Consider the following 14489-nt stretch of genomic DNA (forward strand, 5'->3'; position numbering starts at 1 on the left):
AACGAGCGAACCCCCGACACAAATATAGTGACCGGTGTCAAAATTCGCACGCCGATCAGCGGAATCCCCGCGTGGCGCGCTCACTGCGCGAGCACGATCGACACCTGAATCTGGCCGCGCGTCCGCAATACCTCCAGCGACACCTCCTCGCCGTGGCGGTGCACACAGAGGTCGACGCTGGAAGGTCCAAGCCTGAGATCGCGCATCACCACTTCGTTGAGGAACGCCGGCAGGCGCGGATTGCGCAGCCGGATTTCACCGCGCTCGGCGTCGAATTCTAATCCGAGCGATGCCTCCAACAGCGTGAACGGCGTCGCGCTGGCCCAGGCCTGCGGCGCGCAGGCGACCGGATAGAGCGTCGGCCCGCGTCGTTTTTCACGCCGGAAGCCGCAGAACAGTTCGGGCAGCCGCCGCAAATCCATATAGGCGGCGGCGTCGAACAGACCCTCGAAAACTTGTTCGACTGAATGTTTGAGGCCGTAGCGCGCGAGCCCCAGCGCGATCAGCGCGTTGTCGTGCGGCCAGATCGAGCCGTTGTGATAGGACATCGGATTGTAGCGCACCTCGCCGCGCGCCACGGTGCGGATGCCCCAGCCGGAGAAAAAATGCGGCCGCATCAGGTCGGCGCCGACGCGGCGGGCGCGATCCGCGCGCACGATACCGCTGAACAACAATTGCCCGGCGTTCGACGTGCGCACCTTGCACGGCTCCTTGTCGCCGTCGAGCGCGAGCGCGTAGCTGCCGAGATCGTCGCACCAGAACGCTTCTTCAAAGCGCGCGGCGAGAAGCTTGGCTTCGGCCTCGAGCTGATAGGCCCGGTCGCTCTTGCCAAGCCGCGCCGCGCAACGCGCCGCCAGCCGTTTGCCGGCGAATACATAGCCCTGCACTTCGGCGAGTGCGATGTAGCCTTCGGCCAGGCGGCCATCGGCGTGGAAGATCGCGTCATACGAATCCTTCCAGCCTTGATTGGCGAGACCTTGTTCGGAGGCGCGCCGGTACTCGACAAAACCGTCCTTGTCCGGGTCGCCGTAACCATCGATCCAGCCGAGCGCCGCCTCGATCGAGGGCCACAGCTCGGCGAGCGTCGCCTCGTCGCCGGTGCGCTCGACATAAAGGCCGGCCAGCAGCACGAACAGCGGCGTCGCATCGACGCTGCCGTAATATAGCGCGAACGGCACCTCGCGCAGCGCCGCCATCTCGCCGCCGCGCATCTCATGGAGGATCTTGCCGGGTTCGGCGTCGGCGAGCGGATCGACGGTTTTGGCCTGGTAGTAAGCGAGCCGCCTCAGCACGCCCCGCGCGACGCGCGGGTCGATCCAGAGCATTTGCATCGCGGTGATGATGCCATCGCGGCCGAAGGTCGTCGAGTACCAGGGAATGCCCGCATAGGGATAGCGTCCCTGCGGCGTCTCCGTCATCAGCATGTTGAGATCGGCCATCGACTGGCACAGCACCTCGTTGAAGATGTTGTTCGAAGTCTCGATGCTGGCGGCGCCGGCAGTCGAGCGCCGCATTTCGCGGCGATGCGCAAGCAGCCCGCGGAAAAACGGCGCCGGCCGGAAGCTCGCCGGCTTGTTGCAGGAGGCGGCAACAAACAATGGGCAGACCTGTTGCGGCTCGAGATCGAGATGATAGGTCGCTTCATTCACGGTAAGCTGCGTCGGCCGCGGATCGAAATGCAGCACCGTGGTGCGCAATTTGCCGTCGAGCCCGAGATATTCGAGGGCGACATCGGCGGGATCGACGAGCTTGCCGGAGCCGGTGCCCCGGCGCGGTCGCCTTTCGCCGCGCACCTCGAACAAATCGGCGAAATCATTGTCGAACAGCAAATTCACATCGAAGCTGACCGGCCGGTCGCCGTGGTTTTGGAAGCCGATCCGCTGATAGGCCGTTCCGCGCCACAGGAAGATGGTGCGGACGATGTGCAGCATGTCCTTCTGCAGCACGATTCGGCCGTCGCGAAAGATATCGGGATTGGTGAGATCGACCATCAATGCCGAATTGTCGTCGCGCAAATTGGAGCCGAGCAGCAGCGGCTGGAGATCGTCCAGCAACAATTCGAGCCGGGCGAGATAGCGGGTGTCGGCGTTGAACAGGCCGTCCGGCCCGCCTGCAGACGCACCGATATCGCCATGGCTGTCGAGCACGATGAAAGTGTCGTCATGCTTGAGCGAGCGGCGGGGCCGCGCCGCCGGCCCGGTCATCGGGATATAGAACGGCTGTTCCGAAACCGGTTCCGCGGTTCGGATCGTCATGATGTCGGTTGCGACTTCGGCTGCCATTCGACCTCGCGCGGTTTCCCCCGGCCTTGTGACAAACGCACTAAGGAATCAAACACCAACGCCGTACATCAGGCTGCGTGTTTTGCAAGCCGGCTCATTTCCCGCGTCACCAATTCGCGGTAAGGACCCTGCCCCTGCATCAGCCGGTCCGGCGGGCCGTCTTCGATGATCTTGCCGGCTTTGAGCATCACCACACGGTCGAAGTTGCGCAATGTGGCGAGACGATGGGCGATCGCAATCACGGTGCGCCCGCGCATCAGGCGGCTGAGCGCCTCGCGGATCGCTTCCTCGGATTCGCTGTCCAGCGCGGCGGTGGCTTCATCGAGCAGCAGGATCGGCGCGTCTTTCAAGAACGCGCGCGCAATCGCGATGCGCTGCCGCTGGCCGCCCGACAATTTGACGCCGCGGTCGCCGACCATGGTGGCGAGGCCTTCGGGGAGGGTTTCGACGAAATCGCAGCGCGCCGCGATCGCCGCGCGCAGCACCTCGTCGTCGGTCGCGTTCGGCCGCCCGTAGCGGATGTTCTCCAGGATCGAGCGTTGGAACAGCGAAATGTCCTGCGGCACCACCGAAGTCGCCTGGCGCAGGCTTTGCTGCGTGACCCGCGAGATGTCCTGGCCGTCGATCGTGATCGAGCCGTGCTGGACGTCGTAGAAGCGTTGCAGCAGCACGAACAGGCTGGATTTTCCGCCGCCGGATTGACCGACCAGCCCGACCCGCTGACCCGGCTGGATGCGCAGGCTGAACTTGTCGAACACCTGAACTCCGCCGGGATAATGGAATGAAATGTTGTTGAAGGCGATCGCCGCGCCGCTCTTGATCAGCGGCTCGGCCTCGGGGTGGTCGCGCAGTTCGTGCGGCAGCAACAACGTGGCGATCGCTTCGGTCAGGCGGGCGACATGCTGGGTGACGTCGACCAGCGCCACCGCAAGATCGCGCGTGGCGCTCAGGATCGAAAGCCCGAGCGTACAGACCAGCACGACGTCACCGGTGGTGGCGCCGCCGCGCTGCCACAGCACGATGGCCCAGGCCAACAGCGCGATCGTCAGCACGACGGTGACCGCGGCATGGGTCAGCCGCAGCTTTTCGAGATAACGCAGGCTGCGTCCGCGCGCCGTCAGCTCCCGGTTGACGGTGGCGTCGAACCGGTCGTGCTCGAAATTCAAGCCGCAGAACGCCCGCACCAATGGCATGTTGTTGATGACATCGACCATCTCGCCATCGACGGCTGCGGCCTTGTCGGCGAAATCGTCATGCAGCGGTTTTCCGGCTGCCGCCAAATGGAACATCGCGATCACCATGCCGCCGGCAATGACGATCAGACCCGCCGACATCGGCAGGCTCACGGTTCCAATCAGCGCAATCGCCGCGATTGTCGCGATGCACGGCGGCAGCACGTTCCAAACGAACATATTTTCGACAGTGTAGACGGCATTCGAGGTCGCGGTAATGCGGCTTGTCAACATTCCGGGCAGCCGGTCGGAGAAATAACTCGGGGCATGGCCGGTCAAATGCCGGAACATGTCCCGGCGCAAATCGCCGGTCACTCCCACAAATGTGAAGCTCGCGGTCCAGCTCGCAACCCGCCACAGGAAATTATCCGCAGCGATCAGCGACATGAGGAAAACGAATGCCAGCCATACGCTGCCTGCGCGGGCCGGGCCGGCCGACAAACCGTCGACCAGATATTTCACGCCATATTGTGTGCCTACCGAACAAGCAACCGCGGCGACAACGGCGGTAAGGATGACGACATGCGACGCAAGACGGCGGCGAAGATAGCGCAGCACGAACGCGAGCGGGCGATGTGCGTATCCAGAAAGACTGTCCATGCAGTTACAGAACCCCTTGGAGGAGAAGGAAAACTCTAATCGGATAGGTTTCGTGCGATCGAACGATGGAGACCTATCCGCTGTTCCCACCGTGTTGCCATCACTGCGCAACAATCATGCAGCATTAGCGACGTAGAAAATCTGATCGGGCGTGATGGCATCAGCAAGACCACGGTGTGGAGGAAGTGCGCGTCGTCTTGGGAACTTCGCACATGCGAAAACGTTCCCTTGTTCGGCATGCCGGTGCCATCGCGAGGCGGGGGATTTTTCCAACCCATGATCGACAGGAGACGTTGAAATGCGCATCGCGCAGGTTGCTCCGCTGACGGAGGCTGTTCCCCCGAAACTCTACGGCGGCACCGAACGAGTGGTACACTGGCTGACCGAGGAACTCGTAGCACTTGGGAACGAAGTCACCCTCTTCGCAAGTGGCGATTCCCGCACCTCAGCGAAACTTGATGCGACATGGCCGAAGGCGCTGCGCCTTGACGGTTCCGTCCGCGACCCAAACGCCCTGCACATGGTGATGCTGGAGCGGGTGCGGCAGAAATGCGACGACGAGGAATTCGACTTCCTGCACTTCCATCTCGACTATTATCCGTTCTCGCTATTCTCCCGGCAGCCGACGCCGTTTCTGACCACGCTGCACGGCAGGCTCGATCTGCCCGAGCACCAGCCGGTGTTTGACACCTTCGCTTCCGTTCCCGTGATCTCGATCTCGAACGCGCAGCGGCGCCCGGTGCCGCAAGCCAATTGGGTGCGCACCATTCATCACGGTCTGCCGGAGCAGCTGCTGACGCCGCAAGCCATGAGGCCGAGTTATCTCGCGGTGCTCGGCCGGATCGCGCCGGAAAAGGGCGTCGATCGCGCCATCAAGATTGCGGTGCGCTGCGGCATTCCACTCAAGATCGCCGCCAAGGTCGACCGCGCCGACCAGGATTATTACGACGAGCTCATTCGTCCGCTGATCGAGCAAAATCCGCTGGTCGAATATATCGGCGAGATCGGCGACCCCGAAAAATCCGAATTTTTAAGCGGCGCGATCGGGCTATTAGTCCCGATCGACTGGCCGGAGCCGTTTGGCCTCGTCATGATCGAGGCGATGGCCTGCGGCACGCCCGTGATCGCCTATAACCGCGGCTCGGTTGCCGAGATCATCGACGACGGCCTGACCGGTTTTGTCGTGGAAGATGAAACCAGCGCGGTCGCCGCGGTTGGTCGGCTTTCCGCCCTCAGCCGACAAGCGATCCGGAAGCAGTTCGAGGCGCGTTTCACCGCACGGCGCATGGCGCTCGATTATCTCTCGGCCTATCGCGGCCTGATGGAAGCGGCCAAGCCGCGGATCAAGCTCGTGAGCAGCGCCGAATAGCACGAGCCAAAAATTTGCGCTCAATGCGCGGGCGCCAGGTCGGCTTTACCGAACCGGCGCTCGTAAGCCTTTATATAGGCTTCCGGCGACGGCTTCAGATGGCGCCGGGTCAGCGCCACCAAATCGTCCCGGCGCGAGCCGCGCAGCGCCTTGATCATCTCGAGATGATCGCGGCGGGCGCGGTCGAGCTGCTCGGGAAATGCATTGGAATAGGATCTGATGCCGTAGACCTTTTGCGCCAGGAGATCGATGGTTTCGATCAGGCAGGCATTGCCGCAGAGACCGTACAAAACCCGGTGAAAACTGAGGTTGCTGTAAAACACGGTGAGCAAGTCGCCGGAGGCAACGGCTGAGGTATGCTGTCGCTGCAGTTGCTCCAGCCGCTCGATAGCCTTGCCGTGAACCGGAAACGGGATGATGCGGACCGCCATCACTTCAAGCTCTTCGCGGACCGCGTAGATCTCCATCACCTCCTGCGGCGTCAATCCGCGAACCAGTGCGCCGCGATTGGGGATGCGCTCCACGAGACCCTTTTTTTCCAGCTCGAACAGCGCGAGCCGCACGTCGCCGCGATGGGTCTCGAACAGATCGCACAGATCCTGCTCGACCAGGCGCTCCCTCGGTAGCCGCCGCCCGAGGACGATGTCCTCCTCGATGCGCTTTGCGATGATCACCGCCGCAGGTTCGCGCACAGGCGATGCCGGCATCGAACGGGCCTTGGCCGTCCGGTCTGACGCATGCTTGGCTGGCTTTCGGACCATCATTTCCCCGATATCAACGGCGCGCCTGCCCGTCCGGCGCAACCAAAAGTATAACGCGACCATGACGGTTTTCAATTAGGAAGATAATATCGAGTACCGTATTGTAAACAATATTGAATGGGGTTACCATTCTAAAAAAACGAACGGGCAACGGCCGCTACCGTGATCGCACAGGGGAAACGTCATGAAGAGAGACCGCAAGAATTCCGCCAACAAGGCTGACCGGATCAAGGGATCGCCGAGGCGGCAGGGCCGCCGCGAATTTCTCCTCAAGACCGGCGGCCTGCTTGCGGCGGGCGCCTTCGGTGCGGTGCCGCTGCGCGGCTGGGCCGCCGATCCCGTCAATATCGGCGCGCTTTACCCGACCACCGGCAGCATGGCGCAGATCGGCGTCGGTTGCGTCGCCGCCGCCAAGCTCGCAGTCGAGATGGTCAATGACGCCGGCGGCATCAAGTCGCTCGGCGGCGCCAAACTCAATCTGATCATCTCCGACGTGCAGAGCGATACCACGGTGACGCGGACCGAGACCGACCGGCTGATCACCGGCAACAAATTGTCCGCGATCCATGGCTGTTTCGCCAGCGCCTTGACGCTGATCGCGAGCGAAGTCGCCGAGCGCGCCAAGGTGCCGCTGATCACCGGCTCCAGCTCGGACCAGCTCAACAAAGGACGCACCTACACGTTCACGCCGTTCGCGCGCGCCTCGCAGTTTGCCCGCGCGCAGTTGCAGATGTCGAAACTGGTCAGCGATACGCCAAAGGTCGCCGTGATCTTCGAGAATACCGCGTTCGGCACCTCGACCTCGAACGGGCTGAAGGAACTGGCGCCCAGCGAGGGCGTCGAGATCGTGATGTTCGAGCCCTATTCGGCCGGCTTTACCGACGCGAGCCCGTTGATCAACAAGGTCAAATCATCAGGCGCCAATGCGCTGTTCTCGGTGTCCTATCTGAACGACCTCATCCTGATCGTGCGCACCGTGAAGCAGGTCGGCCTCAATATCGCGATCAACGGCGGTTCCGGCGGCTTTGTCATTCCGGACTTTTACAAGAACGTGGGAAAACTTGCCGAAGGGCTGCAAGGCGTGGCGCACTGGAACCACGACATGGACGCCAATTGCGAGAAGGTGAATACCGAATACAAGAAGCGCACCGGCGAATTCCTGTTCGAATATGCCGGCGGCCTGGTGGCGCAGACGTTTATGATTGCCGATGCGCTGGAACGCGCCGCTTCCACCGATCCGCAAAAGGTGCGCGAGGCGTTGTCGACGCTCGATGTGTCCTCGGGATACGCGGCGATGGCGCCTGGAGGAAAAGTAAAATTCGGACCGGACGGCAAGAATGTCTTTGGCCGCCCGGTCGGCGTGCAGTGGCAGGATGGTGATCTCGCCAGCGTGTTTCCGAAGGAAGACGCCCGCAAGCCGCTGATGAAAACGTAAAGACCGGTCAAGTCAGATGTGGGAGACAGTGGCCCAGGCCGTCATCAACGGCCTGCTCATCGGCGGCATTTACGCGCTCGTCAGTATCGGCGTCACGCTGATCTTCGGCGTGGTCAAGATCGTCAATTTCGCCCAGGGCGAATTCGTGATGATCGGGATGTACATCTCGTTCTTTCTCGCCAACCAGTTCGGCATCGATCCCCTGCTCTCGCTGTTCGTCTCGATGCCGGTGCTGTTCGTGATCGGTGTCCTGGTCCAGCATTTTCTGATCCGAAGGGTGTTGGGGCCAAACGACATGCCGCAGATTTTTCTCACCTTTGCGCTGTCGCTGCTGCTGCTCAATCTCGCGCTGATGCTGTTTTCGGCGAATTACCGCACGGTTCACACCTCCTATTCCGACGAAGCGCTGCATCTTGGCGGGCTCTATATTCCCGTGGCAAAGCTGATCGCCTTTGTCGTGGCGATGTTGTTGAGCGGGGCGCTGTGGGTCTTCCTGCACACCACCGACCTCGGCAAGGCGATGCGCGCCGCGGCCCAAAACCGCGACGTGGCGATGCTGATGGGGATCAACCCCAACCGCGTGTTTTGCGTCGCCCTCGGCATCGCGCTGGCGCTGGCCGGCGCCGCCGGCTCGCTGTTGATGCCGTTTTACTCGGCCTATCCGTTTGTCGGGCAGGTGTTTGTCCTCATGGCCTTTGTCGCCGTTGTCATGGGCACGCTCGGCAATGTGATCGGGGCACTCGTCGCCAGTCTGTTGATGGGGGTCGCGGAGTCCTTGGGGATTCAATATGTCGGCGCCGACTCCGGATTGATCGTGGTGTTTGCGCTGCTGCTGCTGACGCTCGCCTTCAAACCGACCGGCCTTGGGGGCAAAGCGCGATGACGACACTGGGCCTCAGCACGCGCAGCCTCGTCTTGCTCGCGATCGGTATCGCCGTTCTCATCGCCTTGCCGCAGGTGGTGAAAAGCTCGTTCGCGGTCGATATCTTCATCCGCATCCTGCTGTTCTCCTTCATCGGTGTCGCCTGGAATTTGATGGGCGGTTACGCAAGGCAGCTTTCGCTGGGGCATGCCGCCTATTTCGGGCTCGGCGCCTACACCTCGACCATCCTGCAGATCGATTTTGACATTTCGCCCTGGCTCGGGATGATCGCCGGCGGCGTGGTCGCGATGCTGGCAAGCCTGCCGATCGGCTGGCTGTGTTTTCGGTTGCGCGGCCCGTATTTTACCATTGCCACCATCGCGACCGCGCAGGCGCTGATGCTGATTTTTCTAAAATTTCGCGATCTGGCCTGGGGCGCCGAGGGCACCACGATTCCGAATCTCGGCAGCGCGCCGCTGATGATGCAGTTCGAGACCAAGGCCTCGTATTACTACGTCGTGCTCGGCCTGCTCGCGGTCGGACTCCTGATCACATGGCTGATCGAACGATCGTGGATGGGCTATTACCTCGTCGCGATCGGCGAGGACGAAGACGCGGCTGAGGCGATCGGCGTCAACGCGCCGCGAATGAAACGCGACATCTACCTGATCAGCGCCTTTCTCACCGCGCTCGCCGGCACGTTTTACACGCAATACATCTACTTCATCGATCCCGCGACCGCGTTTTCCTTCAGCATTTCGATCGAAGCCGCGCTGGTGTCGATCGTCGGCGGCATCGGCACCTTATGGGGCCCGGTGATCGGCACCGTGTTGCTGGAGACCACCTCGACGCTGCTGCAAAGCTGGCTCGGCGGTTCGATCGGCGGCGTGCAGCTCACCGTCTACGCCCTGATTCTGATGGCGGTGATCCTGTGGCGGCCGACCGGGCTGATGGGCATGATGGTTGAAGCGTATCACCGCTATATCATCCGCAAGCCGGCGCGGGCGTAAGGGCATCAGATGGCAGACGCGCTGGTCATTCGTGGTCTTTCAAAACGGTTCGGCGGCTTGCGCGCCGTGCAGGATGTCAGCTTTACCGTGAAGGAAAACGAAACGCTCGCTTTGATCGGGCCGAACGGCGCCGGTAAGACCACGAGCTTTCATCTGATCACCGGATTTCACCGGCCAGACCAGGGTTCAGTCTCGGCCTTCGGCAAGGAAATCGTAGGCTTAAAGCCCCACGACATCTGCGCGCATGGTTTGGCGCGCACCTTCCAGGTCGCAAAACCGTTCGGCGCCATGACGGTGCTCGCCAACGTCATGACCGGTGCGTTCCTGCGCGACAAGCATGTGGCCGCGGCGCGCGACAAGGCCCGCGAGGCGATCGAGTTCGTCGGCCTTTCGGCCAGGGAACATACGGCGGCGAAGGATCTGACCACCATCGATCAGCGCCGCCTGGAGATGGCGCGCGCGCTGGCGACGCAGCCGCGGCTCCTGCTGCTCGACGAGGTCATGGCCGGGCTCAATCCCGCCGAGATCGATCAGGCGGTCGCGCTGGTCGGAAAACTGTCGCAACGGGGTTTGACCATCATCATCGTCGAGCACGTGATGCGCGCGATCATGGCGGTCGCGCGCCATATCGTGGTGCTCGATCACGGCCAGAAGATCGCCGAGGGCGCGCCGAAGGAGATCGTGGAAAATCCGGAAGTGATCCGCGCGTATCTGGGCTCCTATGTGCACCCACCGACCGCGGGAGAGAGTTAAGTGCTCAAACTGACCGGAGTGAGTGCGAGCTACGGCTCGGTGCCCGCGATTTCCGATGTCAGCATCGAGATCGGCGAAGGCGAGGCCGTCGGCCTGCTCGGCGCCAACGGCGCCGGCAAGAGTACGACGCTGCGGGTCACCTCGGGCCTGGTGAAGATGACTTCGGGCACCATCACTTTTGCCGGCACCAATCTCGCGTCGCTGCCGCCACACAAGATTCCGGAGTTGGGCATTGCGCATGTGCCGGAGGGCCGCCAGGTATTTCCCGAGATGACGGTGCAGGAAAATCTCGAGATCGGCGCCTACACGCCGAAAGCCAAGGCCGAACGCGGCCGTACGCTTGAGCTCGTCTACAGCATCTTTCCGCGACTGGCCGACCGCAAAAAACAACTTGCCGGCACCATGAGCGGCGGCGAGCAGCAGATGCTCGCGGTCGGCCGCGGCCTGATGCTCAAACCGCGACTATTGATGCTCGATGAACCGTCGCTTGGATTGGCTCCCGTCATGACCGACGTGACATTCGAAAAAATCGGCGAAATCCATAAAATGGGCACCGCCATTCTGTTGGTCGAACAAAACGTCAGCCGCGCATTGTCGCTGGTGCAGCGCGCCTATGTGCTGGAAAGCGGCAATGTGATCATGCATGGGTCGAGCACCGAGCTTGCCAACAACAAGCAGGTGCAGGCGGCGTATTTGGGGATTTAAGGGTAGCCTACTCCGCCACGCAAACAGCCGTCATACCCCGCGCATGCGGGGTATCCAGTACGCCGCGGCCTTTCGGTTCCATCATCGGCGCTTCGGAATACTGGATCACCCGCTTTCGCGGATGATGACATCCGGGGGCGTAGTGCTGCCCTTTTACATGCTCATTCTTCCGAAGGACTCGACCGAACCCACCGCCGCTCTCCTGCGACAAATGCGTGTGTCGCTCCTAAAACTCCGGTTAACCCCCATGCCCGTCAGTCTTGAGGCCTTGGCCGCGGCCATCCTGCTCGTGGTCGCACCGCCCGCAGTCGCTGCGTCCGCCGACGACAACCCCTGCGCCAAGGCCCAAAGCGATGAGGCGGTCACAGCGTGCCACGCGGCTACCGCGCTGTGGGAGCGCGGCCGGGCTGCCGCTCGCGAAGGCGACCTTGAGCGGGCGATTACGGAGCTCGATGCGGCGATCCGCACCGATCCGACGTTTGCGGCCGCGTATAACAGCCGCGGCGTGGTGTTCCGCCGCCAGCACAAGCCTGATCGGGCGATCGCCGATCTCAGCGAGGCCATCCGGCTCGACCCCGGCGGCGCGATCGCCTTCAGCAATCGCGGCCGCGTCTACGAAGAAATGCGGGAGTTGGGCTCGGCGCAGGCCGACTTCGACCGGGCTATCGCGCTGGATCCGAAGCTTACGAGCGCGTGGTACGGCCGGGCGCTCGTTCATCACGCCCGCCGCGAGTTCGACGCCGCGATCGCCGCGTTCAACGAGGCGCTGGCGCTCGATCCGCGCAACGCGGTCGGCTACGCCAACCGGGCGGAAGCCTACTACGGCAAGGGCGACCTCGACCGCGCCATGGCCGACTATGACGAGGCGCTGCGGCTCAATCCACGCTATGTCGCAGCCCTCAACAACCGCGGCCACGCCCATCAGGAGAAGGGCGATTACGACGCCGCCATCGCGGATTTCAGCGCCGTCATCACGATCGATCCGAACGACGTCGACGCCCTGCACAACCGCGCCGCCGCCTACGTGCGCAAGCTCGAATTCGACCGCGCCATCGCCGATTGCGACCGCGCCGTCGCGCTCAACCCGCATGACGGCACGGCTTTCGTGAACCGCGGCAGCGCCCATGCGTATAAGCGCGATTATATCCGCGCCATCGCCGATTATTCGGAAGCGATCCGGATCGATCCCGACGATATCGACGCCCTCTACGGACGCGGCGGCGCCTATGAGGAAGTGGGCGACTACGTCCACGCCGCCGGAGACTACGCGCATCTGCTTCGGCTCAGCCCCGTTTTCCGCGACGTGCGCGAGCGACTGCGGCGCACAAGCAAGGCGCGGTAGGACCGAACGTCGCGAGTGATTATACCCCACCAATGTCGTCCCTGCGAAAGCAGGGACCCATACGCCGCGGCCTCTCGTTATCGCGCTGGAGCCAGACGGCTTACTAACAATTAGCATCGGTGGTTATCGGTCCCGGCGTTCGCCGGGGACGACGTGGTAGATTACCTCACCGCTGTCCGCTTCGGTTCGACGATCTCGAACATGCGCGGGAATTCGTCCATCAGGTCCATCAGCTCGGCAAGGCGCGTCGCGTTACCGGTGACTTTTACCTTGCCGCTCGCCACCGCTTCCGGAAACGACGTCTGTTTTGCGATGACCTCGTCCAACGTGGCGCGCGCCAGCGTGAAGCTGGCGTCGGCCCCCGCTGCCTGCGCGCCTTCGACATAGCTCAGCGCGCAATTCTCCAGCGTGAGAACAAAACGCTCGCCCGTATCCGTAAAACTCCAATTCAGCACGATGTGCTTGCCTTCGGCCTTCGGGCCGTTGAGGCGGACGCCGAGCAGGTCCCATATTTGCCTGGTGCGCAGCGCCGCCAGCGTTTCACGCGACATCGCCGGCATCGGCGGCGCTTTCGGCATGCCCTGCCGCAATTCCTGCGCGCCGAACAGATAGGCGTTGCGCCAGGTCGCGCTCTCCGCGGCATAGCCGAGCTGCTCGAAACTATCGGCGAGCAGCGCGCGGGCAGACTGATTGTCGGGCTCGGCGAACACCAGATGGCTCAACGCTTGCGCCACGAAGCGGAATTCGCCCTTGGCAAAATCCGCCCGTGCGCGCGCAAGGATCGCGTCCGCGCCGCCCATATATTCGACATACTTTTTGCCGCTCTCGACCGGCGGCAGCGGATCGAGATTGACCGGATTGGCGTCGTACCAACCGAGATATTTCTGATAGACCGCCTTCACATTGTGCCGGATGTGACCGTAATAGCCGCGTCCATGCCACGCGCCTTCGAGACCGGCCGGCAGCTTTATCGTCTCCGCGATTTCGCTCGCCGTCAGCCCGTGATTCATCAGGCGGATGGTCTGGTCATGGGCGAATTTATAGAGATCGCGCTGCTGGCGAATCATTTTGTCGATGCGCTCTTTGCCCCACACCGGCCAGTGATGCTGGCCGCACATGGCGTCGGCCTTGCCGCCCCACATCTGCAAGGCCTCGCCGAGATATTTCGACCAGACCAGCGCATCGCGGACGTCGGCGCCGCGGAACGGCAATAGATTATGGAAATTATGCGTGCAGTTTTCCGCGAGATTGAGCAGCTTGTAGCGCGGAATGAAAAAATGCATCTCCGCCGGCGCCTCGCTGTTCGGCGCCATCTGGAATTCGAATTCGACCCCGTCGATGACGCGCTTGTCTCCGGTCGCCATGATGAGATCGGTCGGGCGCAGCAGCTTGACCGAGCCCGCCGCGATCGACTTGCCTAACCCATTGTCGACCTGCCCGCGCGGACCCTTGGCGAGGAACGGCCCGAACTGATATTGCGCACGCCGCAGCATCGCCGGCCCGGCGATGATGTTTTCCGACACCGCATGCTCCATGAAGAGATTGGGCGCGATGATCGGAATGCGTCCGTCCGCCAGCGCCTCGTCGTCGAGCACGCCGCGGGCGCCGCCATAATGGTCCACATGGGTGTGCGTGAAGATGACGGCGGCCACCGGGCGTTTGCCGCGATGCCTGAAATAGAGCTCCAGCGCGGCGCGCGCGCCTTCGATCGAGGTCAGCGTGTCGACCACGATCACGCCGTTGTCGCCCTCGATCAGCGTCATGTTGGCGATGTCGAGCCCGCGGACTTGATAGACCCCGGGCAGCACCTCGAACAACCCGTGGTGCATATTGAGGCGCGACTGCCGCCACAGGCTCGGGTTCACCGTCGGCGGCGCCTTTTCTTCGGAAAGAAAGCCGTAGGGCTCGAGGCTCCAGACCACCCTGCCTTGCGCGTTGGTGATCTTCGCGTTTTCCAGCGTGCCCAAAAAGCCGCGCGATGCATCATCGAAATCGGCGGTGTCGGAGAACGGCAGCGCTTTCAGCATCGCGGCCTGTTGCGCGATCACGGATGCCGAGGCTTCCTTGGCGCTGTCCTTTGCTTCGTTCGGCGCTACGCCTGTGCTAGCCTGGATCATCGGCATCCTCCACTGTCTGCT

11 protein-coding genes are annotated in these 14489 nt (G+C 62.5%); 7 read left to right on the forward strand and 4 right to left on the reverse strand.

All coding sequences use genetic code 11. The features are described 5' to 3' along the window. Positions 1 to 80 precede the first annotated feature (80 nt). Positions 81 to 2282 (reverse strand): amylo-alpha-1,6-glucosidase, encoded by a 2202-nt coding sequence (locus tag B5526_RS07630; RefSeq protein ID WP_079537655.1) that lies wholly within the window; start codon positions 2280 to 2282, stop codon positions 81 to 83. A gap of 68 nt (positions 2283 to 2350) precedes the next feature. Further along, a complete protein-coding gene (locus B5526_RS07635; protein ID WP_079537656.1) occupies positions 2351 to 4114 on the reverse strand; it encodes an ABC transporter ATP-binding protein in 1764 nt (587 codons plus the stop codon). A gap of 298 nt (positions 4115 to 4412) precedes the next feature. Between B5526_RS07635 and B5526_RS07640 the strand changes: the two genes are divergently transcribed. Next, positions 4413 to 5483: a glycosyltransferase family 4 protein gene (locus B5526_RS07640; protein WP_079537657.1), complete on the forward strand. Its 1071-nt coding sequence runs from the start codon at positions 4413 to 4415 to the stop codon at positions 5481 to 5483. 20 nt (positions 5484 to 5503) lie between these two features. Here B5526_RS07640 and B5526_RS07645 read toward each other — a convergent pair whose 3' ends face one another. Beyond that, the gene (locus B5526_RS07645) at positions 5504 to 6190 is read right to left on the reverse strand and encodes a GntR family transcriptional regulator (RefSeq protein ID WP_079544781.1); all 687 of its coding nucleotides are present in this window, start codon (positions 6188 to 6190) and stop codon (positions 5504 to 5506) included. A 238-nt stretch (positions 6191 to 6428) separates the two neighbouring features. Between B5526_RS07645 and B5526_RS07650 the strand changes: the two genes are divergently transcribed. The 6 genes from B5526_RS07650 to B5526_RS07675 all read left to right on the forward strand — a co-directional run bounded on the left by B5526_RS07650 (position 6429) and on the right by B5526_RS07675 (position 12351). After that, positions 6429 to 7679 carry an ABC transporter substrate-binding protein gene (locus tag B5526_RS07650; RefSeq protein WP_079537658.1) on the forward strand — a complete coding sequence of 417 codons (1251 nt, stop codon included), beginning with the start codon at positions 6429 to 6431 and terminating at the stop codon, positions 7677 to 7679. 16 nt (positions 7680 to 7695) lie between these two features. Next, the gene (locus B5526_RS07655; protein WP_079537659.1) at positions 7696 to 8562 is read left to right on the forward strand and encodes a branched-chain amino acid ABC transporter permease; all 867 of its coding nucleotides are present in this window, start codon (positions 7696 to 7698) and stop codon (positions 8560 to 8562) included. Then, positions 8559 to 9551, forward strand: a complete 993-nt coding sequence (locus B5526_RS07660; protein ID WP_079537660.1) for a branched-chain amino acid ABC transporter permease — start codon at positions 8559 to 8561, stop codon at positions 9549 to 9551. Before B5526_RS07655 ends, B5526_RS07660 begins: the two co-directional genes overlap by 4 nt. Before the next feature lie 9 nt (positions 9552 to 9560). Beyond that, positions 9561 to 10304 carry an ABC transporter ATP-binding protein gene (locus tag B5526_RS07665; RefSeq protein ID WP_079537661.1) on the forward strand — a complete coding sequence of 248 codons (744 nt, stop codon included), beginning with the start codon at positions 9561 to 9563 and terminating at the stop codon, positions 10302 to 10304. Then, positions 10305 to 11009, forward strand: a complete 705-nt coding sequence (locus tag B5526_RS07670; protein WP_079537662.1) for an ABC transporter ATP-binding protein — start codon at positions 10305 to 10307, stop codon at positions 11007 to 11009. It abuts the gene before it with no gap. A 247-nt stretch (positions 11010 to 11256) separates the two neighbouring features. Further along, on the forward strand, positions 11257 to 12351 hold the full coding sequence (locus B5526_RS07675) for a tetratricopeptide repeat protein (protein ID WP_172841995.1): 1095 nt from the start codon (positions 11257 to 11259) through the stop codon (positions 12349 to 12351). Positions 12352 to 12512: 161 nt separating this feature from the next. On the opposite strand, the gene B5526_RS07680 is transcribed toward B5526_RS07675, so the two are convergent. Next, positions 12513 to 14468 (reverse strand): alkyl/aryl-sulfatase, encoded by a 1956-nt coding sequence (locus tag B5526_RS07680; protein WP_079544782.1) that lies wholly within the window; start codon positions 14466 to 14468, stop codon positions 12513 to 12515. Positions 14469 to 14489 lie beyond the last annotated feature (21 nt).

Origin of the sequence: Bradyrhizobium lablabi, from assembly GCF_900141755.1 — a bacterium.
In the GTDB taxonomy this organism is placed as follows: Bacteria; Pseudomonadota; Alphaproteobacteria; order Rhizobiales; family Xanthobacteraceae; genus Bradyrhizobium; species Bradyrhizobium lablabi_A.